This is a genomic window from Burkholderia sp. BCC1208 (genome assembly GCF_902833095.1).
Classification (GTDB): domain Bacteria; phylum Pseudomonadota; class Gammaproteobacteria; order Burkholderiales; family Burkholderiaceae; genus Burkholderia.
In genome coordinates, this window is the sequence record NZ_CADFDY010000001.1 from 524,383 (window position 1) to 546,015 (window position 21,633).

Consider the following 21,633-nt stretch of genomic DNA (forward strand, 5'->3'; position numbering starts at 1 on the left):
CAGTCTGGCAAAGACGGCTTCAAACGCCGGCGCCCCAGGCGGGGCGCGCGGCGGCATGGATTCGGAAACGATCGATTATACGATACAGACCGCCCGCCCAAGCGGCAGCGGCCCGCTGCGCCGGACGACCCGCCTGGGCCACCGGCACGGCCGATTCGCCTTAAGATGCTCGGCATGCCAATCGGCCGTGCCAGGCCGGGCAGGCCAGCGATGAAAGGAGACGATTCGACGATGGGTGCCCTGAGCCATATCCGCGTGCTGGACCTCACCCGCGTGCTCGCGGGCCCGTGGTGCGCGCAGACCCTCGCCGATTTCGGCGCGGACGTGATCAAGGTCGAGCGCCCGGGCGCCGGCGACGACACGCGCCACTGGGGGCCGCCGTACCTGAAGGACGCGGACGGCGCGGACACCGCCGAGGCCGCGTACTACCTCGCGGCGAACCGCAACAAGCGCTCGGTGACGATCGACATCGCGACGCCGGAGGGCCAGCAGATCGTGCGCGAGCTCGCCGCGCAAAGCGACGTCGTGCTCGAGAACTACAAGGTCGGCCAGTTGAAGAAATACGGGCTCGACTACGACTCGCTGCGCGCGGTGAAGCCCGATCTCGTCTACTGCTCGGTCACCGGCTTCGGCCAGACCGGCCCGTATGCCCATCGCGCGGGCTACGACTTCATCGTGCAGGGGATCGGCGGCTTCATGAGCATCACCGGCGAACGCGACGGCGAGCCGGGCGGCGGCCCGCAAAAGGCCGGCGTCGCGATCGCCGATCTCGCGACCGGCCTCTATTCGACCGTCGCCGTGCTCGCCGCGCTCGCGCACCGCGACCGCACGGGCGAAGGCCAGTACATCGACATGGCGCTGCTCGACGTGCAGGTCGCGCTGCTCGCGAACATGAACACCAACTTCCTCGCGAGCGGCAAGCCGCCGGTGCGCTGGGGCAACGCGCATCCGAACATCGTGCCGTACCAGACGTTCCAGACGAGCGACGGCTGGATCATCGTCGCGGTCGGCAACGACGGGCAGTTCCGCAAGTTCGTCGAGGCCGGCGGGCGGCCCGAGCTGGCCGACGACGAGCGCTTCGCGACGAACCCGTCGCGCGTGCGTCACCGCGACACGCTGGTGCCGATCCTCGCGGAGATGGTGAAGGCGCGCGACAAGGCCGACTGGATCGGCGCGCTCGAGGCGGCCGGCGTGCCGTGCGGGCCGATCAACGATCTCGACGAGGTGTTCGACAACGAGCAGGTGGTCGCGCGCGGGATGCAGGTGTCGCTGCCGCATCCGTGCGGCGCGGACGTGAAGCTCGTGCGCAACCCGATCCGGATGAGCGCGACCCCGCCCGACGCGCGCACGGCCCCGCCGCCGCTCGGCGCGCAGACGGACGACGTGCTGCGCGACATGCTCGGCTACGACGACGAGCGGATCGCGGCGTTGAAGGCGAAGCAAGCGATTTGACGCGGTTCGGGTGATGGCGTCGCGGCGGCCGCGGGCGCACGCGGCGACAACGATCGGATCAAACCGTCGCGACTAGCGCACGACGAGCAGACCCGCTAACGCGCGAGCGCATCGAGCCAGCCGCGCGCTTGCGGCCAGTCGCCGAGCCCGCTGTCCGCGTTGATGTGGCCGCGCGGGCCGAGGTCATGGAACGTGCTGCCCCATGCGCGCGCGCAGCCGCGCGCGAATGCGATCGAGCCGTACGGATCGTCGCTGCTTGCGACGACGCAGGTCGGAAACGGCAGCCGCTCGTGCGGCACCGGGCCGAAGCCGTGCGCGTCGGCCGGAAACGCCGGCCCGGCGGGATCGGGCAACGCGACCAGCAGCGCGCCGCGCACTTTCGCGAGCGCGGCCGGCCGCGCGTAGCGGGTCGCCCACCACGCGGCGGTCAGCGTACCGAGGCTGTGGCCGGCGATCAGCACCGGCCCGCGCGCGGCTTCGACCGCCCGGTCGAGCGCGAGACACCAGCCGTTGCGAAATGCCCGCTCCCAGTCGGGCATCGCCACGCGCACGAAGCGCGCGTCGGCGCGCTCCCAGCGGCTTTGCCAGTGGAACGGACCGGAGTTGCCGTAGCCCGGCAGCACGAATACGAGGGGGTCGCTCATGAAAGGATTCGTCGACGAATGAAGTCGTTATGTGGCGTCGACGAAGTGTCGCACACCCGTTCCTCCCTGATACTGCCTGTCGAAAAATGGAAGGGGTGTGCGGGCGGGCCGTTACGCGTACGCAACGGCATCACGCCCGGCCGGCGATCGCGCGAGCACACCGAGGCCCGCGCACGCCGGCGTGAATCAGCGTACGCCGGCGCCGACCAGGCCGCCTGCCGCCGCGCCGGCGACCGTGCCGACCGGCCCGCCCGTGATCAGGTAGCCGAGCGCGCCGCCCGCGGCCGCGCCGATACCGGCATTGCGCTGCGTATGCGTCATCGCGCATGCGCCGAGTTGCGAGAGAGCCGCGACGATCACCGCGGTACGAACGAGAAAAGTGGTCTTCTTCATCATGATTATTGGCTTCCTCCCGCCACGCAAAAATTGCGAATGGCGGCATTGAATCGGTAAAGCCATCATAGGAAAAGCCGAACGGCGCCGGCAATCCGATTTACGTCGTGTTACAGCCGACACACACTCGATATATTGCGGTACGCATCGCGAACGCGCGCCGCCCGACCGGCAGGCCGCGCGGGACGGACCCCGGTCAGGTAGAATTACAGGATTAAACCGGCGCGACGCGCCGACACAACCCTGACGCCAACCGCATGAGCACCGAACGCAACGACGCCCCCGCGGCTTCCAATTTCATCCGCAACATCATCGACGACGACAACCGCACCGGCAAATGGGGCGGCCGCGTCGAGACGCGCTTCCCGCCCGAGCCGAACGGCTATCTGCACATCGGTCACGCGAAGAGCATCTGCCTGAACTTCAGCGTCGCGCGCGACTACGGCGGCGTGTGCCACCTGCGCTTCGACGACACGAACCCGGAAAAGGAAAGCGTCGAATACGTCGACTCGATCGTCGACGCGGTGCGCTGGCTCGGCTTCGACTGGCGCAAGGACGCGGTCGATCATCAGTATTTCGCGAGCGACTACTACGACAAGCTGTACGAATTCGCCGAGTTGCTGATCCAGCGCGGCCACGCGTACGTCGACAGCCAGAGCGCCGACGAAATGCGCGCGAACCGCGGCTCGCTGACCGAAGGCGGCAAGCCGTCGCCGTTCCGCGACCGCTCGCCCGAGGAGAACCTCGACCTGTTCCGCCGCATGAAGGCCGGCGAGTTCAAGGAAGGCGAGCACGTGCTGCGCGCGAAGATCGACATGGCTTCGCCGAACATGAACATGCGCGACCCGGTGATCTACCGGATCCGCTACGCGCACCACTACCGCACCGGCGACGCATGGTGCGTGTATCCGATGTACGACTACACGCACTGCATCTCGGATGCGCTCGAAGGCATCACGCATTCGCTGTGCACGCTCGAGTTCGAGGATCACCGCCCGCTGTACGACTGGGTGCTGAACGAGCTCGCGGAAGCCGGCGTGTTCACGCGCCCGCTGCCGCAACAGATCGAATTCTCGCGGCTGAACCTCACGTACGCGATCACCAGCAAGCGCAAGCTGCTGCAGCTCGTCACCGAAGGCCACGTCGACGGCTGGGACGACCCGCGCATGCCGACGATCGTCGGCATTCGCCGCCGCGGTTTCACGCCGGAGAGCATTCGCCTGTTCTGCGAGCGGATCGGCGTCACGAAGATCGATTCGTGGATCGACATGAGCATCTTCGAAGGCGCGCTGCGCGACGACCTCGACGAGAAGGCCGCGCGTACGGTCGCGGTGCTCGATCCGCTGAAGCTCGTGATCGACAACTATCCGGAAGACCTCGAGGAAGCCTGCACGGCGCCCGTGCATCCGCATCATCCGGACCGCGGCGTGCGCACGTTCCCGATCTCGCGCGAACTGTGGATCGAGCGCGAGGATTTCGTCGAGAATCCGCCGAAGGGCTATTTCCGCCTGTTCCCGGGCAACAAGGTGCGCCTGCGCTATGGCTACGTGATCGAGTGCACGGGCTTCGACAAGGACGCCGACGGCAACGTGACGGCCGTGCACTGCAATTACTTCCCGGACAGCAAGTCGGGCACCGAAGGCGCGAACACGTACAAGGTCAAGGGCAACATCCACTGGGTCAGCGCGAAGCACGCGCAGCCGGCCGAAGTGCGGATCTACGATCGCCTGTTCAAGGAGCCGCACCCGGACGCGGGCGGCGCGAACTTCCTCGAAGCGCTGAACCCCGATTCGAAGAAGATCGTGCAGGCGTACGTCGAGCCGGGCAACGGCGACGTCGCGCCGGAAACGCGCCTGCAGTTCGAGCGCCACGGCTACTTCGTTGCAGACCGTGTCGATTCGAAGCCGGGCCAACCGGTGTTCAACCGGATCGTCGGGCTGCGCGACAGCTGGGGCAAGCCGGCCTGACGGCCCCTGCTCCGCGCGGGCGGCGTGCGGCTTCGCGAGCCGCCGCTGCCTGTCCATGAAAAAACCGGCTCCAGGGCCGGTTTTTTCATGGACGTGCGCCGAACGACGACAGGCGGCAGCGCAAGCCGCAACGCCCGTTCAGGCGCCCGACAGCCGCCGATGCAGTTCCACCAGCGACAGCTTCGTGCGAAACAGTCGCGCGAGACTGCGGCTCGCATAGGTGTCGATGTCGCCCGGCACGGTCCAGCGGTACGCATCCATCTCGGGAATCATCGAGCCGTCGCGACGGCTCGGAAACAGCGACGTACACGTGCAGTGCGCGGGATCGATCTCGCCTTCGGCCACCTGCACCGCGAACAGGTGCAGATCCTTGTCGTGCCGGTATGCGAAGCGGCCTAGATCGAGCAACCGTGCCGGCGCGAACTCGATGCCGGTTTCCTCGAGCAGTTCGCGCAGCGCGGCATCGGCCGGCGTCTCGCCCGGTTCGCCCTGCCCCTTCGGGATGTCCCAGTGCGTGGTGTCCGTCGCGTGCGCAAGAAACACGCGGCCGGCCGCATCGAGGATCACGACGCCGCACGACACCGTGCGCGGCGCGTCGCCCCGCTTCGTCATGCGCGTGCTCAGCGCTTCTGCAGCTGCCACTTGCCCGCGGCCGTCTTGCAGTAGACGGGCTTGAGCGTCATCGTCTGGCCCTTCGCGGTGATTTCGGTCGCGACTTCGCGGCAGGTCTTGCCGTCCGCCTCGGTCGTGCTCGGCGTGAGCTTCGCGTCGATCTGCGTGCCGCGGCCGCTGCTCTGCCACGTCGTGGTTTCGCCATCCTTGCCTTCGTCGCGCGCCTGCACGACCGCTTGGGAGAGCGACGCGCGGTCGGTCTTGCTGAAATAGCTGATCGGCGTGTCGTTCAGGAAGTTCAGGTTGTTCTGTGCATGGGCGGGCAGCATCGCAGCTGCACACGCGGCGCCGGCCAGCACACGCGTGACGACGGAAAGGGATGCACGCATCGACATGTTTTTCTCCTTGGATGTTCGATCGAACGGTGCGGCGCATGCCGGCGAACCGGGGGCCGGCCCTCTGGCACGCGCCACGCCCGTCAGCGAGCGAGCATAGCATGCGTGCCGCAAGGGCCGTCGTCTAGCGCGCGGCCGACGTTGCCGCCGGTTGATATCCATCAGTCAGCGTGCCGAGGAACGCGATGACGTCCTTGATCTCGGCCGCGTTCAGCGCCGGCTGCTCGCCGCGCTTGCGGTCGAACGGCGGCTCGCGGTTGATGTTCGGCCAGTAGCGCTTCGGCAAATCGTCGTAGATCTGCACCTTGCCGTGCACGACCGGGTAGAACTTCTCCGGATGGATGTCGCGTTCGACGTAGAAACGCATCACGTCCTCGAGCGAGTGATACACGCCGTTGTGAAAGAACGTCTTGCGCAACGCGACGTTGCGCAGCGACGGCGTGCGGAACAGCCCGCAGAATTCGTCGCGCCCCTTCAGGTCGGTGCGTTCGGGGCCGCATGCGCCGAGATCATGGAAGCGCGGGTCGCGATTGACGGGCAGCGCGCGGTTGCGCGGCACCGCGATCGCGATCAGCCCGAAATCGCTGAACTGCGGCGGCCCGCCTTCGAGCGTGCGCTGGCTGATGTGGCAGCTCGCGCAGTTGCCCTTCTTCTCGTCGTTGAACAACTGCAGCCCGTGCAACTCCGCGGGCGTGAGCTGCGCGTGGCCGGCCAGATACGCGTCGTATTTGCTCGTGTACGGATCGAACAGCGCGGGCTGCTGCTGGAATGCATCGAGCGCGCGCAGCACCGCACCGAACGTCGCCTGGTCGTCGCCGAGCACCTGGTCGCCGAACGCCTTGCGGAATGCGTCGACATACGGGGCGGCGCGAACCGCCTTCGCGACCCGCGCGGGCGAACTGCTCATCTCGAACGGCGACGTGAGCGGAATGCGCGCCTGCGCATCGCGCGTATCGACGCGACCGTCCCAGGTCAGCCCGCCGGTCGGACCCGCGTCGATGCTTTCGTCACCCTCGTCCGGCGAATCGTGGAAGTGCTCGCTGAACGGCGGGATGCCGCGCAGATACTTCAGCGACGGTACCGCGCGAAAGCCGGTCCGGTGCATGTCGTCGCCGCCCAGCTGCACCGACAGCGCGTTCGGCGGCCCGAACGCATGCTCGGCGCTATGGCATGACGCACAAGCGAGCTTACCGGACCCGGACAACGACGGATCGAAGAACAGCTGCTTGCCGAGTGCCGTCATCTGCTTCACGCCCTCGAACACCTGCGCGCGCGTCTGCGGCTGGCCGGCCGGCGCGACCGCCGGAGCAGCCGGGGTAGCCGGAGCGGCCTGAGCCGCCGGTACGACGGACGCGGCCGACGCGTTCGTGCCGGGCCGCGCATCGCAACCGGCGAGCGCCGCGAGCGCGCCGGCCACTGCGAGCGCCGCCGCGGCGGGGATCAGCGATCGCGCGGACGCGAAGGATTTCAGAAGGGTGTGCATCGTCGTTGTTCTAGTAGCGGTGGGCAATCGGCCGGAGCTTATGTCAGTTCCGTGACCGTTGAATGACGTTCGACCGACAGTCAATTGAAAGCGCCCCTACACCCGGCTGTCAAATCGGTTCCAGATAATGCGCGCAGCCGGGCGGTACCGCGAGGTTCGTGCGCCGGCCCTCCCGCCACCCGGTTCCCACACGCGACCAACGACGAAAGAGAGAGAACATCGCATGAAGAAGCACGCCTGGATTCGCTGCACGCCGATCGCCCTTGCGGCCGCGCTCAGCCTGACCGCCTGCGGCGGCGACGACGTCACGCAGCAGGGCCTGTCGGCCGTCAAGAACGTCGTCGTGATCTACGCTGAAAACCGCAGCTTCGACAACCTGTACGGCAACTTCCCGGGCGCGAACGGTCTGCAGAACGCGACGGCCGCGAACTCGGTGCAGAAGGATCGCGACGGCTCGACGATGGCGACGCTGCCGAAGATCTGGGGCGGCCTGACCGCCACCGGCATCACGCCGGCGGTGACCGAGGCGATGACGGCGAACCTGCCGAACGCGCCGTTCGCGATCGACGATCCGAAGGGCTTCAACCAGTCGATGAGCATCGCGACGCGCGACATCGTGCATCGCTTCTATCAGGACCAGATGCAGATCAACGGCGGCAAGAACGACATGTACGCCGCATGGACCGACGCTGGCGGCCTGACGATGGGCCACTACACGGCCGATCCGTCGAAGCTGCCGCTGTGGAAAATCGCGCAGCAGTACGTGCTCGCGGACAACTTCTTCATGGGCGCGTTCGGCGGGTCGTTCCTGAACCACCAGTACCTGATCTGCGCGTGCGCACCGTACTACCCGAACGCCGACAAGAGCCCGGCGGCCGGCAAGATTGCCGTGCTGAACGCCGACGGCAAGTCGCTGAAGGTCGCGACGAACTCGCCGGCTTCCGCGTTGAGCGGCCCGCCGAAGTTCGTCAACGACGGCGCGCTCACGCCCGACTTCTACGGCATCAACACGATGCAGCCGGCGTATCAGCCGAGCGGCAACAAGGCGGCCACAGGCGGCGACCCGCTGCTCGCCGATCCGGCCAATGCGTCGACGATGCCGCCGCAGACGGCGACCAACATCGGCGACCTGATGACCAATGCGGGCGTGTCGTGGGCATGGTATGGCGGCGCATGGGGCCAGGCGCTGCAGGCGAGCCAGAACGGCACGTCGAACGTGATCTATGGCGCCGACCTGTCGACGCCGAACTTCCAGCCGCACCACCAGCCGTTCAACTACTTCGCGAACCAGGCACCGGGCACCGCGAGCCGCGCGCAACACCTGCTCGACGGCGGCGCGAACGGCGCCGAGTTCATCAAGGCGATCGATGCGGGCACGCTGCCGCAGGTCGCGTTCTACAAGCCGCAAGGCAACCTGAACGAGCACCCGGGTTACACGGACGTCACGTCCGGCGACCAGCACATCGCCGACGTGATCGCGCACCTGCAGGCCAGCCCGCAGTGGAAGAACATGGTCGTGGTCGTCACGTACGACGAAAACGGCGGCTTCTGGGATCACGCCACGCCGCCGAATGCCGACCGCTGGGGCCCGGGCACGCGCATTCCGGCGCTGATCGTATCGCCGTATGCGAAGAAGGGCTTCGTGGACCACACGCAGTACGACACGGGTTCGATCCTGCGCTTCATCACGCGCCGCTTCTCGCTGCCGCGCCTCGCGGGCCTGCAGCAGCGCGACGACGCGCTGAAGGCGAACGGCGCGCAGCCGATGGGCGACCTGACGAACGCGCTCGCGCTGTCGCCGAACCTGTAATCGCGTCGCGATCGCGAACGGGCCGGGCACGCTGCCGGCCCGTTCGAACGAAGAGCGGCCCCTCGGGGCCGCTCTTTTTTTCATGCGCGCACGATGCCGCGTGGCTGCGTCACCATCCGTACTTCAGCTCGACGCCGACGTAGTCGGCGTTGTGCCCGCCCGCCTGCCGGATCGCGTCGCCTACCTGGAAATGCACGGCCTCGACCGCGCCGATCAGGTTCGCGGCGATCGTCCAGTCCGCGCGCAGCTGTACGTACATGCCCGTCCACAACCCGCCCTTGCCCGCCGTGCCCGGCACCGGGATGTTCGGCTGCTGATAGACGGCATCGCCGGTCGTCTCGCGCCACTGGAAACCCAATGCGCCGAGCAGCGACAGGTTCGGCGACGGCTTCAGCGTCACGGACGGCTTCACGTGAATCAGGTTCGCGTAACTCGTATAACCGGCCAGCGTGAAGTAATAGCCGTTCGGAAACAGCGGATTGAAGGTGCCGACGCGTCCGTCGTGCGGATGCCGGTCGCCCGATGCCGCGTCGACCTGCAGCGCGATGCGCGGCGACCACGGCGCGTCGAGCTTGTAGCCGGCAATCGAACCGACGGCCCACGCGCCGATCGTGGCGTTGCCGACCGTGCCGGTCTGCAGCATCGTTTCGAGATCCCAGTCGAAGCGGCCCTGCGTGCCCGTGTAGCGCACATCCCACACGTCGCGATGCTCGGGGCCGCTCGCATCGAGAAAACGCGCGCTGTTGCGGTTGTAGCGCGACCAGTAGCCGGACAGATCGCCGGGCCCGACCGACTGCCGCTCGAAGCGCACGCCGCTGAACGTGAGATCGCGATTCGACACGTCGTCGAAATCGGACGCGTTGCGGTTCTGCACCGGCTGCGTCGCATAGCCGATGAAGCGCCACTTTCCGTATTCGTAATCGGCCCAGACCGCATCGAACGCCAGCCGCACGTTCGGGCCGTCGCGCGTGGCGATGAAGCGCTGCAGGTCGAACGCCATCTCCTGACGGCCGACGCGGAACTTGACCGTGCCACCCCCGAGCGCACCCGTGTAGGTCGCGAACGCCTGTTCGAGATCGAGCGGGTTTCTGTCGACCGGCGACACCGCGTTCTTGCCGAACGCGCGTGCATCCTGCAATTGCGCGAAGAACTGCCAGTGCCGGCCGAGATGCGCATCGGCATGCACTTCGACGCGCTGGATCAGGTACGTATCCGATTGCGCGGATCCGATGCCGAACAGCGGCGCGTCGTTGGTCTCCAGACGGTCGCGCAGGTTCACACCGAGCGACAGATAGGAGGCCGGATCGTTGCCGAGCGGAATGTACTTCAACCCGTCGAGCGGCGCACGCGGCACGCAGGGATTCGCGAGCACGGACCAGTCTTCCTGCCAGCGGTTGAACAGCACCGTGGGCCGCTTGGCGGTGCACGTCGATGCGGTGGTGGCTGCGGACGTCGAGGCCGGCGCCCGTTCTTGCGCCGAAGCTGGCGTCGGAGCCGAGGTAGACACGGCTGCCGTTTCCGCGAACGCGGCCTCGGCACCCGCGAACAGCAGTCCCGCGACGACCGACACGCGCACGGCCCGCTCGAAGCGGCGGCCGCGGCGTCTCCTCCGTCGCTCGATCATGCGCGCTCCTGCGTGGTTGCACCGGCCGATTGCGCGGCGCACAGCGCAAGCGCGGCGAGCGCGCCGACGGGAACCAGCAGCGCCAGGAATCCGACATGGCGGAACCCGAGCGCCCCGCACGCCGCGCCGAGCGCGAACGCGACGATCGCCGGCAGCATCTTCGCGAAGCGTGCGCGCGCGGTTGCGCGCACGCTGTCCGCCGTGCCGGGCGACAGCATGTCGACGGCATCCAGGATCGCCTGCGTGACGTTGCCGGTCATCACCGTATTCGGCACGCCGCCCGCGCGCGCGATCACGCGCGGATGCGCGTTCTGCACGCCCATCGCGAACGTGCCCACGATGCCGGCCACCAGCGCCGCGAGACTGTCGGGCTGCGTGACGGGCGTCGCCCACACGCCGGCCGCGCAGAAGCCGAGCAGCAGCACGGCCTGCACCGCGTGCAGCACGCGCGTGCCCTGCCACGCCGGCCGCGCGGACATCGACCGCGCGATCAGGCTGCTCGCGATCACGCCGCACACGAACGCCGGAAACACGCTGAGCTTGAGCACGACGCCCTGGCCGAAGCCCGCGATGCCCGCGCCGATCAGCACGAAGTTGCCGGTCACGTGCGCGGTGAACAGCCCGAACAGCGCGACGAAGCTCAGCGTGTCGACGAAGCCGGCCACCGCGGCAAGGATCGTGTCCTCGTGCTTCATCGCGCCGCACTCGCGTGAATCTCGGCGACGTAGCCGCCCGGGAACTGCACGAGCGCCGCATCGCGGCCGTCCGACTTGAACGGCGGCACGAGCACCGTCACGCCCGCGGCTTCGGCCTGCTTCAGCGTCGCGGCGAGATCGGGCACTTCGTAGCCGGTCATCTCGCGGCCGAACGGGTAAGGCAGATGACCATCCGTCACCAGCACGGTCATCCTGCCGAAGCCCGATTCGATGCGAATGCGGCGATAGTTATCGTCCGGCCGGCCGATCTCGATACCCGGCGCTTTCAGGTTGTCGGACACCACCTTGCCTTTCGAGAACTTGACGAAGTCGTGCACGAACTTGCGTACGCTTTGCGGCGAGACGTACACGCGGTTCTCGGGGATGGTCTGCAGCGCGTCGTAATGCGGCGCCTGCGTGTGCCAGTACAGCTGCATGTTCACGCCGCCCGCCCACGTGACGATCGCGTCGCGGCCGATCGGATCGGGAAACGTGTCGACGATCACGTCGGCACCGTGCTCGCGAGCCGACTTCACGGCGACGTCCATGTCGGTCACGAGATAGCCGGTGCGCTCCGCACAGAACGGATACGGGATCGGCGTCTTGAAGCCGAACACCGAGATCGTGCCGACCGGCGTGAGCACGAGCTGCGACATCGTCTGGCTCGGCGTCGGCGTGACCTGGAACACGCCCTGCTTCGACTTCTTGCCGCCGAAGGTCGCGACGAAACTGTCGGTGAAGCGGTCGAAGTCGTCCGGCGCGACGCACACGTGGGTCGTGTCGTACTGCGGACCGACCGCCACCGTCGGGACCACCGCGGGCGGCGCCGGCGGTTTCGCGAACGTCACGGGGGCGACGGCGAGGCCGCCCGCGAGCATCGCGGCGAGCAGCACTGAACGGAGGGATTTCATCACGGGATGTCCTGATTGTTGCATCGTCATCGAATGGAGCGGCCATCATCGGCCGGTTGCCGCGCATCGTCGAGCACGGTCGCGAGCACGAGTGCCGCGATCAGCCCGAGATGCTCGAAAAAGCTGTTGAGCGCCATGAAGTGCTCGGCGCCCGAACGGTTCCAGAAATCGTTCGCCACGAACATCGCGACGAGCGTCAGCATGCCGAGGCTGCCGGCGCCGAGCCACGTGAAGCGGCGAAACACCACGCACAGCGAGCCGGCGATCTCGACCGCGATCGCGAGCGCCGCCCACAGCGCGGCCGGCTGCAGGCCGAAATGCGCCTGCTCCGCGACCGCGCCGTTGAAGTCGAGCGCCTTCGCGACGCCGCCGAGCAGATAGGCGGACACCAGCGCGAGGCGCGCGAGCGGCAGGACCCACGGCTGCGACAGCAGCACGCGGATCCACGCGGGGGCGCCGTAAGCGATGCGCGTCGTCATGTCAGACCGCCCAGCACGAACAGCCGAACGCGCCCCAGAAGCCCTTCGCATCCGACGTCGGCAACGCACGGCCCCACGCACTCGCGTGCGCATGCCCGTGCACGTTGCATGCGCTCGAACAGCCGCACGCCGCGGCGGCCGCCGCCGCGCGCTGCAACGGCGCACCGCTGCGCTGCGCCGCGCCCCAGCCGCCGTAACCGCCGTACTCGCGCACCGGCGACCAGTCGGGCATCGCCGGCGGAATCGGCGCGTCGTGCGACGCGAACGGCCCCGCGCCCCACACGATCTTGCCGCCGACCACCGTCAGCAACGCACTCGTGGCGACGATATCGTCCTCCGCGCACGTGAAGAAATCGCGATCCGGGACCATCAGGTCGGCAAGCTGCCCGACCGCGATGCGCCCTTTCTTGCCTTCTTCGTTCGAGAACCACGTCACGTATTCGGTCCACATCCGCAGCGCGGTTTCGCGATCGAGCAGATTGCGCTGCGGATACAGGCGCAAACCGCCGACCGTCTTGCCCGTCACGAGCCACGCGAGCGACACCCACGGGTTGTACGACGCGACGCGCGTCGCATCGGTGCCGGCCGACACCTTGAGCCCCTTGGCAAGCATCTTCGCCACCGGCGGCGTGGCCTCCGCGGCTTGCGCGCCGTAACGCTCGACGAAGTATTCGCCCTGGTACGCCATGCGGTGCTGCACCGCGACGCCGCCGCCGAGCGCGGCGATCCGATCCATCGATTTCTCGGAGATCGTTTCCGCGTGATCGAAGAACCAGTTCAGCCCTTCAAGCGGGATGTCCGCGTTGACCTTCTCGAACACGTCGAGCGCACGGCTGATCGTTTCGTCGTAGGTCGCATGCATGCGCCACGGCCAGCGATTCTGCGCGAGCACGCGCACGACGCCTTCGAGATCGTCCTCCATCTGGGCGGGCAGATCCGGGCGCGCGACGCGGAAGTCCTCAAAGTCGGCCGCGGAGAATACCAGCATTTCGCCCGCGCCGTTATTGCGGAAATAGTCGGTGCCGTCGTGGTACTTGACGCTCCTGGTCCAGTTCACGAAGTCTTCCTTCTCGGCATTCGGCTTCTGCGTGAACAGGTTGTAGGCGATGCGCACCGTCATCTCGCCCGCATCGTGCAGCTTGCGGATCACTTCGTAATCGTCGGGATAATTCTGCGACCCGCCGCCCGCGTCGATCACGCCCGTCACGCCCAGCCGGTTCAGCTCGCGCATGAAATGGCGCGTCGAGTTGTACTGATACTCGAACGGCAGCTTCGGGCCCTTCGCGAGCGTCGCGTAGAGGATCGTCGCGTTCGGGTTCGCGAGCAGCAACCCGGTCGGATTGCCGGCGGCATCGCGCAGGATCGTGCCGCCCGGCGGCTCGGGCGTGTCCTTCGTGTAGCCGACCACCCGCAGCGCCGCCGCGTTCAACAACGCGCGATCGTACAGGTGCAGGATGAACACGGGCGTATCGGGCGCGACTGCATTGAGTTCGTCGATCGTCGGCAGCCGTTTCTCCACGAACTGATGTTCGGTGAAGCCGCCGACCACGCGCACCCACTGCGGCGCGGGCGTGATCGCGACCTGGCGCTTCAGCATCTCCATTGCGACCGCGAGCGAGCGCACGCCGTCCCAGCGCAGCTCCAGGTTGTAGTTCAGGCCGCCGCGAATCACGTGCGTATGGTTGTCGATCAGGCCCGGCAGCACGGTACGGCCGTCGAGGTCGACGACCTTCGTCGCACGGCCCGCGAGCGGCACGATCTCCGCGTTGCCGCCGACCGCGACGAAGCGGCCGTCCTTGATCGCGACGGCGGTGGCCACCGGGTTTGCACGATCGAGCGTCGTGATGCGCCCGTTGTGCAGGATGAGATCGGGTTGGGTATCGGTTGCGCTCATGAATTGTCCTCGATGCGGTCAGAAGCCGAGCCAGTGACGAACCGGCGCGATGGCCTGGGCGCCGACCAGCATGCCGGCGAGGCCCACCAGCGCGATCAGCGGCGGCGCCGGCGAACGCACCCTGATCACGCTGTACACGACGCCGATCAGCATACCGGCGCCCAATGAAAGTAAATAAGATTCCATAACGTTTTTTCTCCCGGCCGGATTAGAATCAACCGCATCGCGAGGCCGCGTGCGCGGCGCATCGCACCCGTTTCGCTTCCCTGCCATCCCGTCCGACCATGCAACACCTTCCTGATCTCGAAGCCTGGGCCATCTTCGCGCGCGTCGCCGAGACGGGTTCGTTCGCGAAAGCCGCCGAGCTGCTCGGCGTATCGCAACCCACCGTGTCGAAAGCGATCGCGCGCCTCGAAAAGCGCCTCGGCGCGATGCTGCTGTACCGCACGTCGCGCAAGCTGTCGCTCACGCCGACCGGCGAACTCTTGCGCGACCGCGCGATCCGCCTGCTCGCCGATGCGGAGCTGATCGAAAACGAAGCGACCGCGCAGGCGCTCGAACCGCACGGCCTCGTGCGCGTGAATGCGCCGATGTCGTTCGGGGTGCACCATCTGTCGCCGGTGCTGCCCACGTTTCTCGAGCGCTATCCGCGCGTCGACATCGATCTCGTGCTCACCGATCACCTCGTCGACATCGTGTCGGGCGGCTTCGACGTCGCGATCCGCATCGCCGAGCTGAGCGATTCGACGCTGCGCTCGCGCCGCCTCTGCGCGGTGCGCCGGCCGCTCGTCGCGTCGCCCGCGTATCTCGACCGGCGCGGCCGCCCGATGCATCCGCGCGACATCGAACAGCACGTGTGCCTCACGTACACGAACCTGCCCACGCCCGAGCACTGGCGCTTCCGTCATTCGGCGTCGGGCGACGAAGTCGGCGTATCCGTACACGGGCGCATCCGCACCAATAACGCGGACGTGATCCTCCCCGCGCTCGTCGGCGGTCACGGTCTGGCGCTGCAACCCGAGTTCCTCGTCTGGGACGCGATGCAGCGCGGCGAGCTCGAGGAAGTGATGAGCGACTGGAAGATCGCGGACATCAACGTGAATCTCGTTACGCCGCCCGGCATGCTGCGCGCCGCGCGCGTGACGGTGCTGCTCGACTTCCTCGCGGAACACTTCGCGCGCGCGCCCTGGGCGCTGCCCGTGGCCTGAACGCGCCATGGTCGATGGCGCACGACCGCCGCATCCCGCGCGGCGATCGCGGCCAACGGCCCGTTACCCGTTACTTCGCCGGCACGGCCGGGATCGACTCGTGCGGCGTCGCGGTACGCTGCGGTGCCTTGTGGACCATCGTGTACGCGTAGTCGACGCCCATCCCGTATGCGCCCGAATGCTCCTTCGCGATCGCCATCACCGCGTCGTACGAGTCGCGGCGCGCCCAGTCGCGCTGCCATTCGAGCAGCACCTGTTGCCACGTGACCGGCACCACGCCGGCCTGCACCATGCGCTGCATCGCGAAATCGTGCGCGGCCTGCGACGTGCCGCCCGATGCGTCGGCGACCATGTAGATCTCGTAGTCGCCTTCCAGCATCGCGCACAACGCGAACGTCGTATTGCAGACTTCGGTCCACAGGCCCGACACGACCACCTTCTTGCGGCTGTTCGCGGCGAGCGCGTCGCGCACCTTCTGGTCGTCCCACGAATTCATCGACGTGCGCTCGAGCGTCTTCTGGTTCGGGAACACGTCGAGCAGCTCGGGATAGGTATGGCCCGAGAAGCTCTCGCTTTCGACCGTCGTGATCGTGGTCGGGATGTTGAAGACCTTCGCGGCCTTCGCGAGCCCGACGACGTTGTTCTTCAGCGTCTGGCGATCGATCGACTGCACGCCGAACGCCATCTGCGGCTGCTGGTCGATGAAGATCAACTGGCTGTTCTGCGGCGTCAGTACTTCAAGCTTCGGGTTGCTCATGGCGGATGGAGTCCTGTGAACGAAAAAAGGCGGGCCTGCCTCGACCGTGAAAACGGGAGGAGCCCGGAATGCGTCGGCGCCGGAGATCGTCATCCGGGCCCGAGTATTTAAGCCGCAAACGCGCGGCGCGAACACCCAAGAAACGGAATCGATCCGATTCCCGGATGGATGCCCGTTCGGAGCCGCCCGCCCTTTTTTTCTTCACGCAAACCCGATACGCTTTCAAGACTTTGACGGTGCCGTTCCGGCGCCGCTCGGCCATCACGAGGCGCACCACCATGAAACCGTATGTCTTGTCGCTGCTCGCCGGCATCCTCGCCGGCGTCATTTACGGCGCGCTCGGCCTGAATTCGCCCGCGCCGCCGATCATCGCGCTCGCCGGCCTGCTCGGCATGCTGGCCGGCGAACAGATCCTGCCGGTCGCGCGCCGCATGCTGTCCGGCCATCGGCTGAACACCGCATGGCGCGACGCGCGGTGCAGCCAGCACATGTTCGGCGCGCTGCCGGGCGGCGCCGCCAACGACCGCAAGCCTTCGTGATCCACCCCGTCGCCCCCGGCCGCGCATGACCAACGTCGAGCTGTTCCATTACCTGCTGCTGTTGATCTGCGGCGCGGGCGCCCTCACGTGGCTCGCCGAGCGGATCTCGATTCCGCCGGCCGTCGTCCTGCTGCTCGGCGGCTGCGTGGTCGCCGTCGCCGGCAAGCGCGTGCCCGACATGGACCCGGCGCTGCTGCTCGCGGCCGTGCTGCCGCCGCTCCTGATGTCGAGCGGCTTCTACACCGCCTGGAAGGAATTCCGGCAGGAGCTCGCGTCGATCGCATCGCTCGCGCTCGGGGCCGTGGCGTTCACGACCGTCGCGGTCGCGCTCGCCGTGCATGCGGCGAATCCGGCGCTGCCGTGGGCCGCGTGCTTCACGCTCGGCGCGATCGTGTCGCCGCCCGACGCGGTCGCCGCGAAGGCGATCCTGCAGCGCCACCCGCTACCCGCGCGGCTCGTCGCGGTGCTCGAAGGCGAAAGCCTCGTCAACGATGCGTCGGGCCTGCTGCTGTACCAGATGGCCGTATCGGCCGCGCTCGCCGTGTCGATCACGGCGGCGAGCGCCACCGGCATGTTCTTTTCGCTCACGCTGATCGGCATCGCGGTCGGCCTCGCGTGCGGCCATGCGATGTGCTGGGTGCTGCAACGTCTGCGCGAGCCGATGCTCGGCATCGTCGTGACCTTCGCGATGGCATGGGGCAGCTACGGGATCGCGGAGGCCGTCGACGGCTCGGGCGTGCTGTCGGTCGTCACCTGCGGCCTCGTGCTCGGCGTGCGCCAGCATCGCGTGTTCGACGCCGACATGCGGATCAAGGCGAAGGCGACGTGGGAAGCGATCGTGTTCGTGCTCGACGCGCTCGTGTTCATCCTGATCGGCCTTGCGCTGCACGCGATCCTCGCGCGCGTGAACCACGAAGGCGCGGTGCTGATGGCCGGCCTGCGGGTCGCGCTGCCGGCGACGGCCGCCGCGATCGGTGCACGCGTGGTGTGGGTGTTCGTCGCGATGTGGCTGCCAGGCCGCCTGCGCGCCCGGCGTGCGGGCCACGCGCCATGGTCGTGGCGCGAGGCCATCGTACTCGGCTGGTCGGGCATGCGCGGCGTCGTGAGCCTCGCGGCCGCGATCGCGCTGCCTGCCGACTTCCCCGGCCGCGACCTGATCCTGTTCAGCACGTTCCTCCTGATCATCGCGACGCTCGTCGTGCAGGGCGGCACGCTCGCGCCGCTGATCCGCGTGCTGAAGCTGCGCCCGGCCGCGCGCCACACGATGTCCGAACACGCGGTGCGTGCGCACACGTTCGGCGCGGCGCTCGCCGAGCTCGATGCGCGCGAGCAGCGCGGCGCCAGCCTCGAACGTGCATCGCTCGACCGGCTGCTGACCGAATACCGCAACCGCGTCGCGTTCAACGAGCACGCGCACCGCGACGGAGCGGAGCCCGCTGGCGTGCGCGCGCGGATGCTGCGCGTCGAGCTCGAGCTGGTCGGCGTGTCGCGCGACGCGCTGCTCGACCTGCATCGCGACGGCAAGGTCGACGATGCGGTGCTGCACCGCATAGAATCGGAGCTCGATTTCGAGGAGCTGCGGCTGCAGCGCCTGCTGGAACCGTAACGCCCGGCCGCGCCGCCGGCCCGTCCCCTTTCTCACCTGGAACTTCAATGAGCGAACTGTCCGTCGAAGCGAGCATCGGCCCGCTCGATTATCTCGTCCACTTCAGCGATGGCGTCCACCAGTGGCGCGCCGACGAACCCGCGTCGCTCGGCGGCGGCGATGCCGCGCCGACGCCCGTCGCGCTGCTGCTGTCGAGTCTCGGCGCGTGCACCGCGATCACGCTGAAGATGTACGCGCAACGAAAAGGCTGGCCGCTCGACGAAGTGCACGTGAAGCTCGCGCACGAATCGGGCAGCGCGGGCAGCACGATCGTGCGCCGCATCACGCTCGACGGCGACCTCACCGACGAACAGCGCGAGCGCCTGCTGCAGATCGCGAATGCCTGCCCGGTGCACAAGATCCTCACGCATCCGATCGCGATCGACACGGCGATCGCCTGAGCACTTCCCGCCACCGTCACGAGATTCCCGTCATGTCCGCCTCGATCAAGACCCTGCTCACGCCGCGCGAAAGCGATATCGGCAACCTCGTCGTGCGGCGCGTGCTGCCGGCGCGCGCCGCGCGCCTCGTCGGTCCGTTCATCTTCTTCGACGAGATGGGGCCGGCCGTGTTGCCGCCCGGCCGCGGCATCGATGTGCTGCCGCATCCGCACATCGGGCTCGCGACCGTCACCTACCTGTTCGACGGCTCGCTGATGCATCACGACAGCCTCGGCTTCCGGCAGAAGATCGTGCCGGGCGACGTGAACTGGATGACGGCCGGCCGCGGCATCGTGCATTCGGAGCGCTCGCCCGACGAGGATCGGCCGCGCGAGCAGCCGGTGCACGGGATCCAGACCTGGGTCGCGCTGCCGGTCGAGCATGAAGACACCGCACCCGCGTTCGCTCACCACGCGGCCGACACGCTGCCGTCGTTCACGCGCGACGGCGTGACCGTGCGCGTGATCGCGGGCACCGCATTCGGGCTCGCGTCGCCGGTCGCCGTGTTCTCGCCGACGCTCTATGCGGTTGCCGAATTCGCGTCGGGCGGCCAGCTCGCGCTCGATGCGGAGCACGACGAGCGCGGCGTGTATCTCGTCGACGGCGACCTCACCGTCGACGGCACGCCGCTCGCGAGCGCGACGATGGCCGTGCTCGAACCGGGCGCGACCGTCGCGCTCGCGAGCGCGCACGGCGCACGCGTGATGTTGCTCGGCGGCGCACACCTGCCGGGCGAACGGTTCATCGAATGGAATTTCGTGTCGAGCGCGCGCGCGAAGATCGACGCGGCGCGTGCCGCGTGGGCCGATCAGACGTTCGGCAAGGTGCCGGGCGAAGAAAGCGAATGGACGCGCCAGCCGGAACGCAAGGCGCAATAAGCGGCGCGTCCCCACGAACCGACGACGGCCGGCAGCCATGCCGGCCGTCGTACGTTTACCGCTTCAACCCCATCAGCTTCGCGAGCGTCGGCCAGCGATCGAGCGACGCGTCGAACGCGCGGCGCGCCTGTTCGTCGACGTAGCGCTCGGGATCGAGCGCGGGCAGATGCCGCGCGAGGCCGATCACGTCGTTCGGTTGCGACAGGCGATCGTCGTCGCCTTCGCCGGCAATCGTTACTGTTCGTCGATCCATACGCCATCCGGAGTTTTCACCGCGTAACCCGCGGCCGTCTGCATCGTCACCGTGCCCTCGTTCTCGCCGATCATCCGCGTGCGCGGCAAATCGGCCGCGTATTGCGCGAGCGTCGTGCCCGGCTTGAACGGGCTGTTCGACACGAGGTTTGACAGCAATTGCGCGAGCGCGAGGAAGCTGGTCGGCTGCTCGATCACGGTCGTCGCGCCGTGATTGCCGGCGAAGCCGACGAGCCGCACGCCGACCGGCCCGTGCACGATGCGCGGCGCCGGAATTTCGCGCAGCCCCGCCACCTGGTTCTTGTCGCCGCGCAACGCGGCGCCGTGCTCGGGCACGAACACGATCACCGCGCGGCGGCCCGATTGCGCGATCAGGTCGGCGAGACGGTCGAAGTCGGTCATCAGCTTCGTCGCGCGCTGCGGATACGAATCGATGCTCGTCAGCGCGCTGCCGACGACGCGGTTGCCGTCGTGCAGGCTGATCGTGTTGTAGTACAGCGCGACCGGCCCCGGCACCGCCGCGCGCTGCGCGTACCAGTTCGCGAGCGTCGCATAGTCGTCCTTGATCGCCGAGCCGTCGAACGCGTGCATCGCGACCGGCGCGGCCGCGTTCGAGATCATCGGCGCATCGGCCACACCGATGTTGTCGTGGATCACCTGCAGGAAGTTGTCGAAATGGCCGTCGTGGTTCAGCAGCGACTGCACCGTGTAGCCGGCGCCCGCCAGTTGCGAGAACAGGTGGCACTGCTGCGGCGCGGGCTTGTACAGGTCCGCATGCGCTTCCTGCCCGCAGCTCGCGCGCAGCACGCGGATCGCGGCCGGGCCGCTGTAGCTCGCGGCCGTGCTGAAGTTCGTGAACAGGTAGTCGAAGTGGCTCAGCATCGGATGGTTGCGCACCTTCGCCGCATCGAGGTCGTCCCACGACAGCGAGCAGATGTGCAACACGATCACGTCGAACTGCGCGGCCGGATCATTGCCGAGATGGCCGAACGCGACCTGCCGCTGCGACTCCTGCGTGCGGAACGTCGCGAGCGCCGCATTGTGATCCTCGGGCTGGTCGACGCGGGTGGTGCCCGCGACGGTCGCCTGCGGCTGGGCCGGCGCGGCGACGCGCGCCATCAGCCCGCTGCCGGCCTGCCACAGCGGCATCACGACCAGCACGGCCACCACGAACGTCGCGACGCGCAGCCAGCGATTGACGATGAAATAGACGATCAGCACGCCGACGATCGTCAGCGCCAGCACGGGCGGCAACAGGCGCGGCAACAGCTCCATCCAGTAGTCGAGGCGGAACGTGCTGACCTCGCGCGCGGCCTCCGCGAGACGGGCGAGCGGCGGCGCATGCAGCTCGCGCGCGAGCAGCGGCACCGCGATCGCGATCGCCGCGACCTGCCGGACGATGCGCCATGCGCGCGACCGGAGCGGCGCGCTCGCCACCAGCGCCACCGCGAACGCGAGGTTCGCGAGCCAGAACGGCTGCAGGTGCCCGGTCGCGAACAGCGCGAACTTCAGGATGAAATACAGATTCCAGAACGTCATCTAACCCACTCCATGA

The 21,633-nt window shown here is 67.9% G+C and carries 22 protein-coding genes; 8 read left to right on the plus strand and 14 right to left on the minus strand.

Annotated elements, in window-relative coordinates; all coding sequences use genetic code 11:
* The first annotated feature begins 231 nt into the window (after positions 1-231).
* Positions 232-1,452 (plus strand): CaiB/BaiF CoA-transferase family protein, encoded by a 1,221-nt coding sequence (locus tag HWX09_RS02360; protein ID WP_027784196.1) that lies wholly within the window; start codon positions 232-234, stop codon positions 1,450-1,452.
* Positions 1,453-1,547: 95 nt separating this feature from the next.
* Here HWX09_RS02360 and HWX09_RS02365 read toward each other — a convergent pair whose 3' ends face one another.
* Both HWX09_RS02365 and HWX09_RS02370 read right to left on the minus strand, forming a co-directional pair.
* A complete protein-coding gene (locus tag HWX09_RS02365; protein WP_027784195.1) occupies positions 1,548-2,096 on the minus strand; it encodes an alpha/beta hydrolase in 549 nt (182 codons plus the stop codon).
* A gap of 186 nt (positions 2,097-2,282) precedes the next feature.
* Positions 2,283-2,492, minus strand: coding sequence for an ornithine acetyltransferase (locus tag HWX09_RS02370; protein WP_006497729.1), 210 nt, complete (start codon positions 2,490-2,492; stop codon positions 2,283-2,285).
* 254 nt (positions 2,493-2,746) lie between these two features.
* Between HWX09_RS02370 and HWX09_RS02375 the strand changes: the two genes are divergently transcribed.
* Positions 2,747-4,456 carry a glutamine--tRNA ligase/YqeY domain fusion protein gene (locus HWX09_RS02375; protein WP_027784194.1) on the plus strand — a complete coding sequence of 570 codons (1,710 nt, stop codon included), beginning with the start codon at positions 2,747-2,749 and terminating at the stop codon, positions 4,454-4,456.
* A 138-nt stretch (positions 4,457-4,594) separates the two neighbouring features.
* On the opposite strand, the gene HWX09_RS02380 is transcribed toward HWX09_RS02375, so the two are convergent.
* From HWX09_RS02380 to HWX09_RS02390, 3 genes are all read right to left on the minus strand, one after another.
* Positions 4,595-5,068: an NUDIX hydrolase gene (locus HWX09_RS02380; RefSeq protein ID WP_027784193.1), complete on the minus strand. Its 474-nt coding sequence runs from the start codon at positions 5,066-5,068 to the stop codon at positions 4,595-4,597.
* Positions 5,069-5,076: 8 nt separating this feature from the next.
* Positions 5,077-5,463, minus strand: a complete 387-nt coding sequence (locus HWX09_RS02385) for a hypothetical protein (protein WP_027784192.1) — start codon at positions 5,461-5,463, stop codon at positions 5,077-5,079.
* 124 nt (positions 5,464-5,587) lie between these two features.
* A complete protein-coding gene (locus tag HWX09_RS02390; RefSeq protein WP_027784191.1) occupies positions 5,588-6,946 on the minus strand; it encodes a cytochrome c peroxidase in 1,359 nt (452 codons plus the stop codon).
* A gap of 223 nt (positions 6,947-7,169) precedes the next feature.
* On the opposite strand from HWX09_RS02390, the gene HWX09_RS02395 reads away from it, so the two are divergent.
* Positions 7,170-8,756, plus strand: a complete 1,587-nt coding sequence (locus HWX09_RS02395; protein WP_027784190.1) for an acid phosphatase — start codon at positions 7,170-7,172, stop codon at positions 8,754-8,756.
* Positions 8,757-8,865: 109 nt separating this feature from the next.
* On the opposite strand, the gene HWX09_RS02400 is transcribed toward HWX09_RS02395, so the two are convergent.
* Genes HWX09_RS02400 through HWX09_RS02425 form a run of 6 tightly spaced genes read right to left on the minus strand, consistent with a single transcriptional unit; the run spans position 8,866 to position 14,545 of the window.
* A complete protein-coding gene (locus HWX09_RS02400; protein WP_027784189.1) occupies positions 8,866-10,380 on the minus strand; it encodes an alginate export family protein in 1,515 nt (504 codons plus the stop codon).
* Entirely contained in the window at positions 10,377-11,075 is a 699-nt protein-coding gene (locus HWX09_RS02405) for a YoaK family protein (protein ID WP_027784188.1), read from the minus strand. Before HWX09_RS02405 ends, HWX09_RS02400 begins: the two co-directional genes overlap by 4 nt.
* Positions 11,072-11,986 carry a glyoxalase gene (locus HWX09_RS02410; RefSeq protein ID WP_027784187.1) on the minus strand — a complete coding sequence of 305 codons (915 nt, stop codon included), beginning with the start codon at positions 11,984-11,986 and terminating at the stop codon, positions 11,072-11,074. The genes HWX09_RS02405 and HWX09_RS02410 overlap by 4 nt, the downstream gene beginning before the upstream one ends.
* Before the next feature lie 26 nt (positions 11,987-12,012).
* On the minus strand, positions 12,013-12,465 hold the full coding sequence (locus HWX09_RS02415; RefSeq protein WP_027784186.1) for a DoxX family protein: 453 nt from the start codon (positions 12,463-12,465) through the stop codon (positions 12,013-12,015).
* A 1-nt stretch (position 12,466) separates the two neighbouring features.
* Positions 12,467-14,359 (minus strand): amidohydrolase, encoded by a 1,893-nt coding sequence (locus HWX09_RS02420; RefSeq protein ID WP_027784185.1) that lies wholly within the window; start codon positions 14,357-14,359, stop codon positions 12,467-12,469.
* 18 nt (positions 14,360-14,377) lie between these two features.
* Entirely contained in the window at positions 14,378-14,545 is a 168-nt protein-coding gene (locus HWX09_RS02425; protein ID WP_034185414.1) for a DUF1427 family protein, read from the minus strand.
* Between the two features lie 98 nt (positions 14,546-14,643).
* Between HWX09_RS02425 and HWX09_RS02430 the strand changes: the two genes are divergently transcribed.
* Entirely contained in the window at positions 14,644-15,567 is a 924-nt protein-coding gene (locus HWX09_RS02430; protein WP_027784184.1) for a LysR family transcriptional regulator, read from the plus strand.
* Positions 15,568-15,637: 70 nt separating this feature from the next.
* Here HWX09_RS02430 and HWX09_RS02435 read toward each other — a convergent pair whose 3' ends face one another.
* Entirely contained in the window at positions 15,638-16,324 is a 687-nt protein-coding gene (locus HWX09_RS02435) for a hydrolase (protein WP_027784183.1), read from the minus strand.
* 278 nt (positions 16,325-16,602) lie between these two features.
* Here HWX09_RS02435 and HWX09_RS02440 point away from each other — a divergent pair, with 278 nt between their 5' ends.
* The 4 genes from HWX09_RS02440 to HWX09_RS02455 are packed head-to-tail and all read left to right on the plus strand — an operon-like array spanning position 16,603 to position 19,826.
* Positions 16,603-16,863 carry a XapX domain-containing protein gene (locus HWX09_RS02440; protein WP_027784182.1) on the plus strand — a complete coding sequence of 87 codons (261 nt, stop codon included), beginning with the start codon at positions 16,603-16,605 and terminating at the stop codon, positions 16,861-16,863.
* 25 nt (positions 16,864-16,888) lie between these two features.
* A complete protein-coding gene (locus HWX09_RS02445) occupies positions 16,889-18,469 on the plus strand; it encodes a sodium:proton antiporter (protein ID WP_027784181.1) in 1,581 nt (526 codons plus the stop codon).
* 47 nt (positions 18,470-18,516) lie between these two features.
* Entirely contained in the window at positions 18,517-18,909 is a 393-nt protein-coding gene (locus HWX09_RS02450) for an OsmC family protein (RefSeq protein ID WP_027784180.1), read from the plus strand.
* A gap of 32 nt (positions 18,910-18,941) precedes the next feature.
* Complete coding sequence (locus tag HWX09_RS02455; protein WP_027784179.1) at positions 18,942-19,826, plus strand: pirin family protein; 885 nt, start codon at positions 18,942-18,944, stop codon at positions 19,824-19,826.
* A 55-nt stretch (positions 19,827-19,881) separates the two neighbouring features.
* On the opposite strand, the gene HWX09_RS02460 is transcribed toward HWX09_RS02455, so the two are convergent.
* Together HWX09_RS02460 and bcsG are read right to left on the minus strand one after the other, a co-directional pair.
* Positions 19,882-20,079 (minus strand): hypothetical protein, encoded by a 198-nt coding sequence (locus HWX09_RS02460; protein ID WP_027784178.1) that lies wholly within the window; start codon positions 20,077-20,079, stop codon positions 19,882-19,884.
* Positions 20,061-21,617 carry a cellulose biosynthesis protein BcsG gene (gene bcsG, locus HWX09_RS02465; RefSeq protein ID WP_027784177.1) on the minus strand — a complete coding sequence of 519 codons (1,557 nt, stop codon included), beginning with the start codon at positions 21,615-21,617 and terminating at the stop codon, positions 20,061-20,063. The genes HWX09_RS02460 and bcsG overlap by 19 nt, the downstream gene beginning before the upstream one ends.
* Positions 21,618-21,633: the final 16 nt, after the last annotated feature.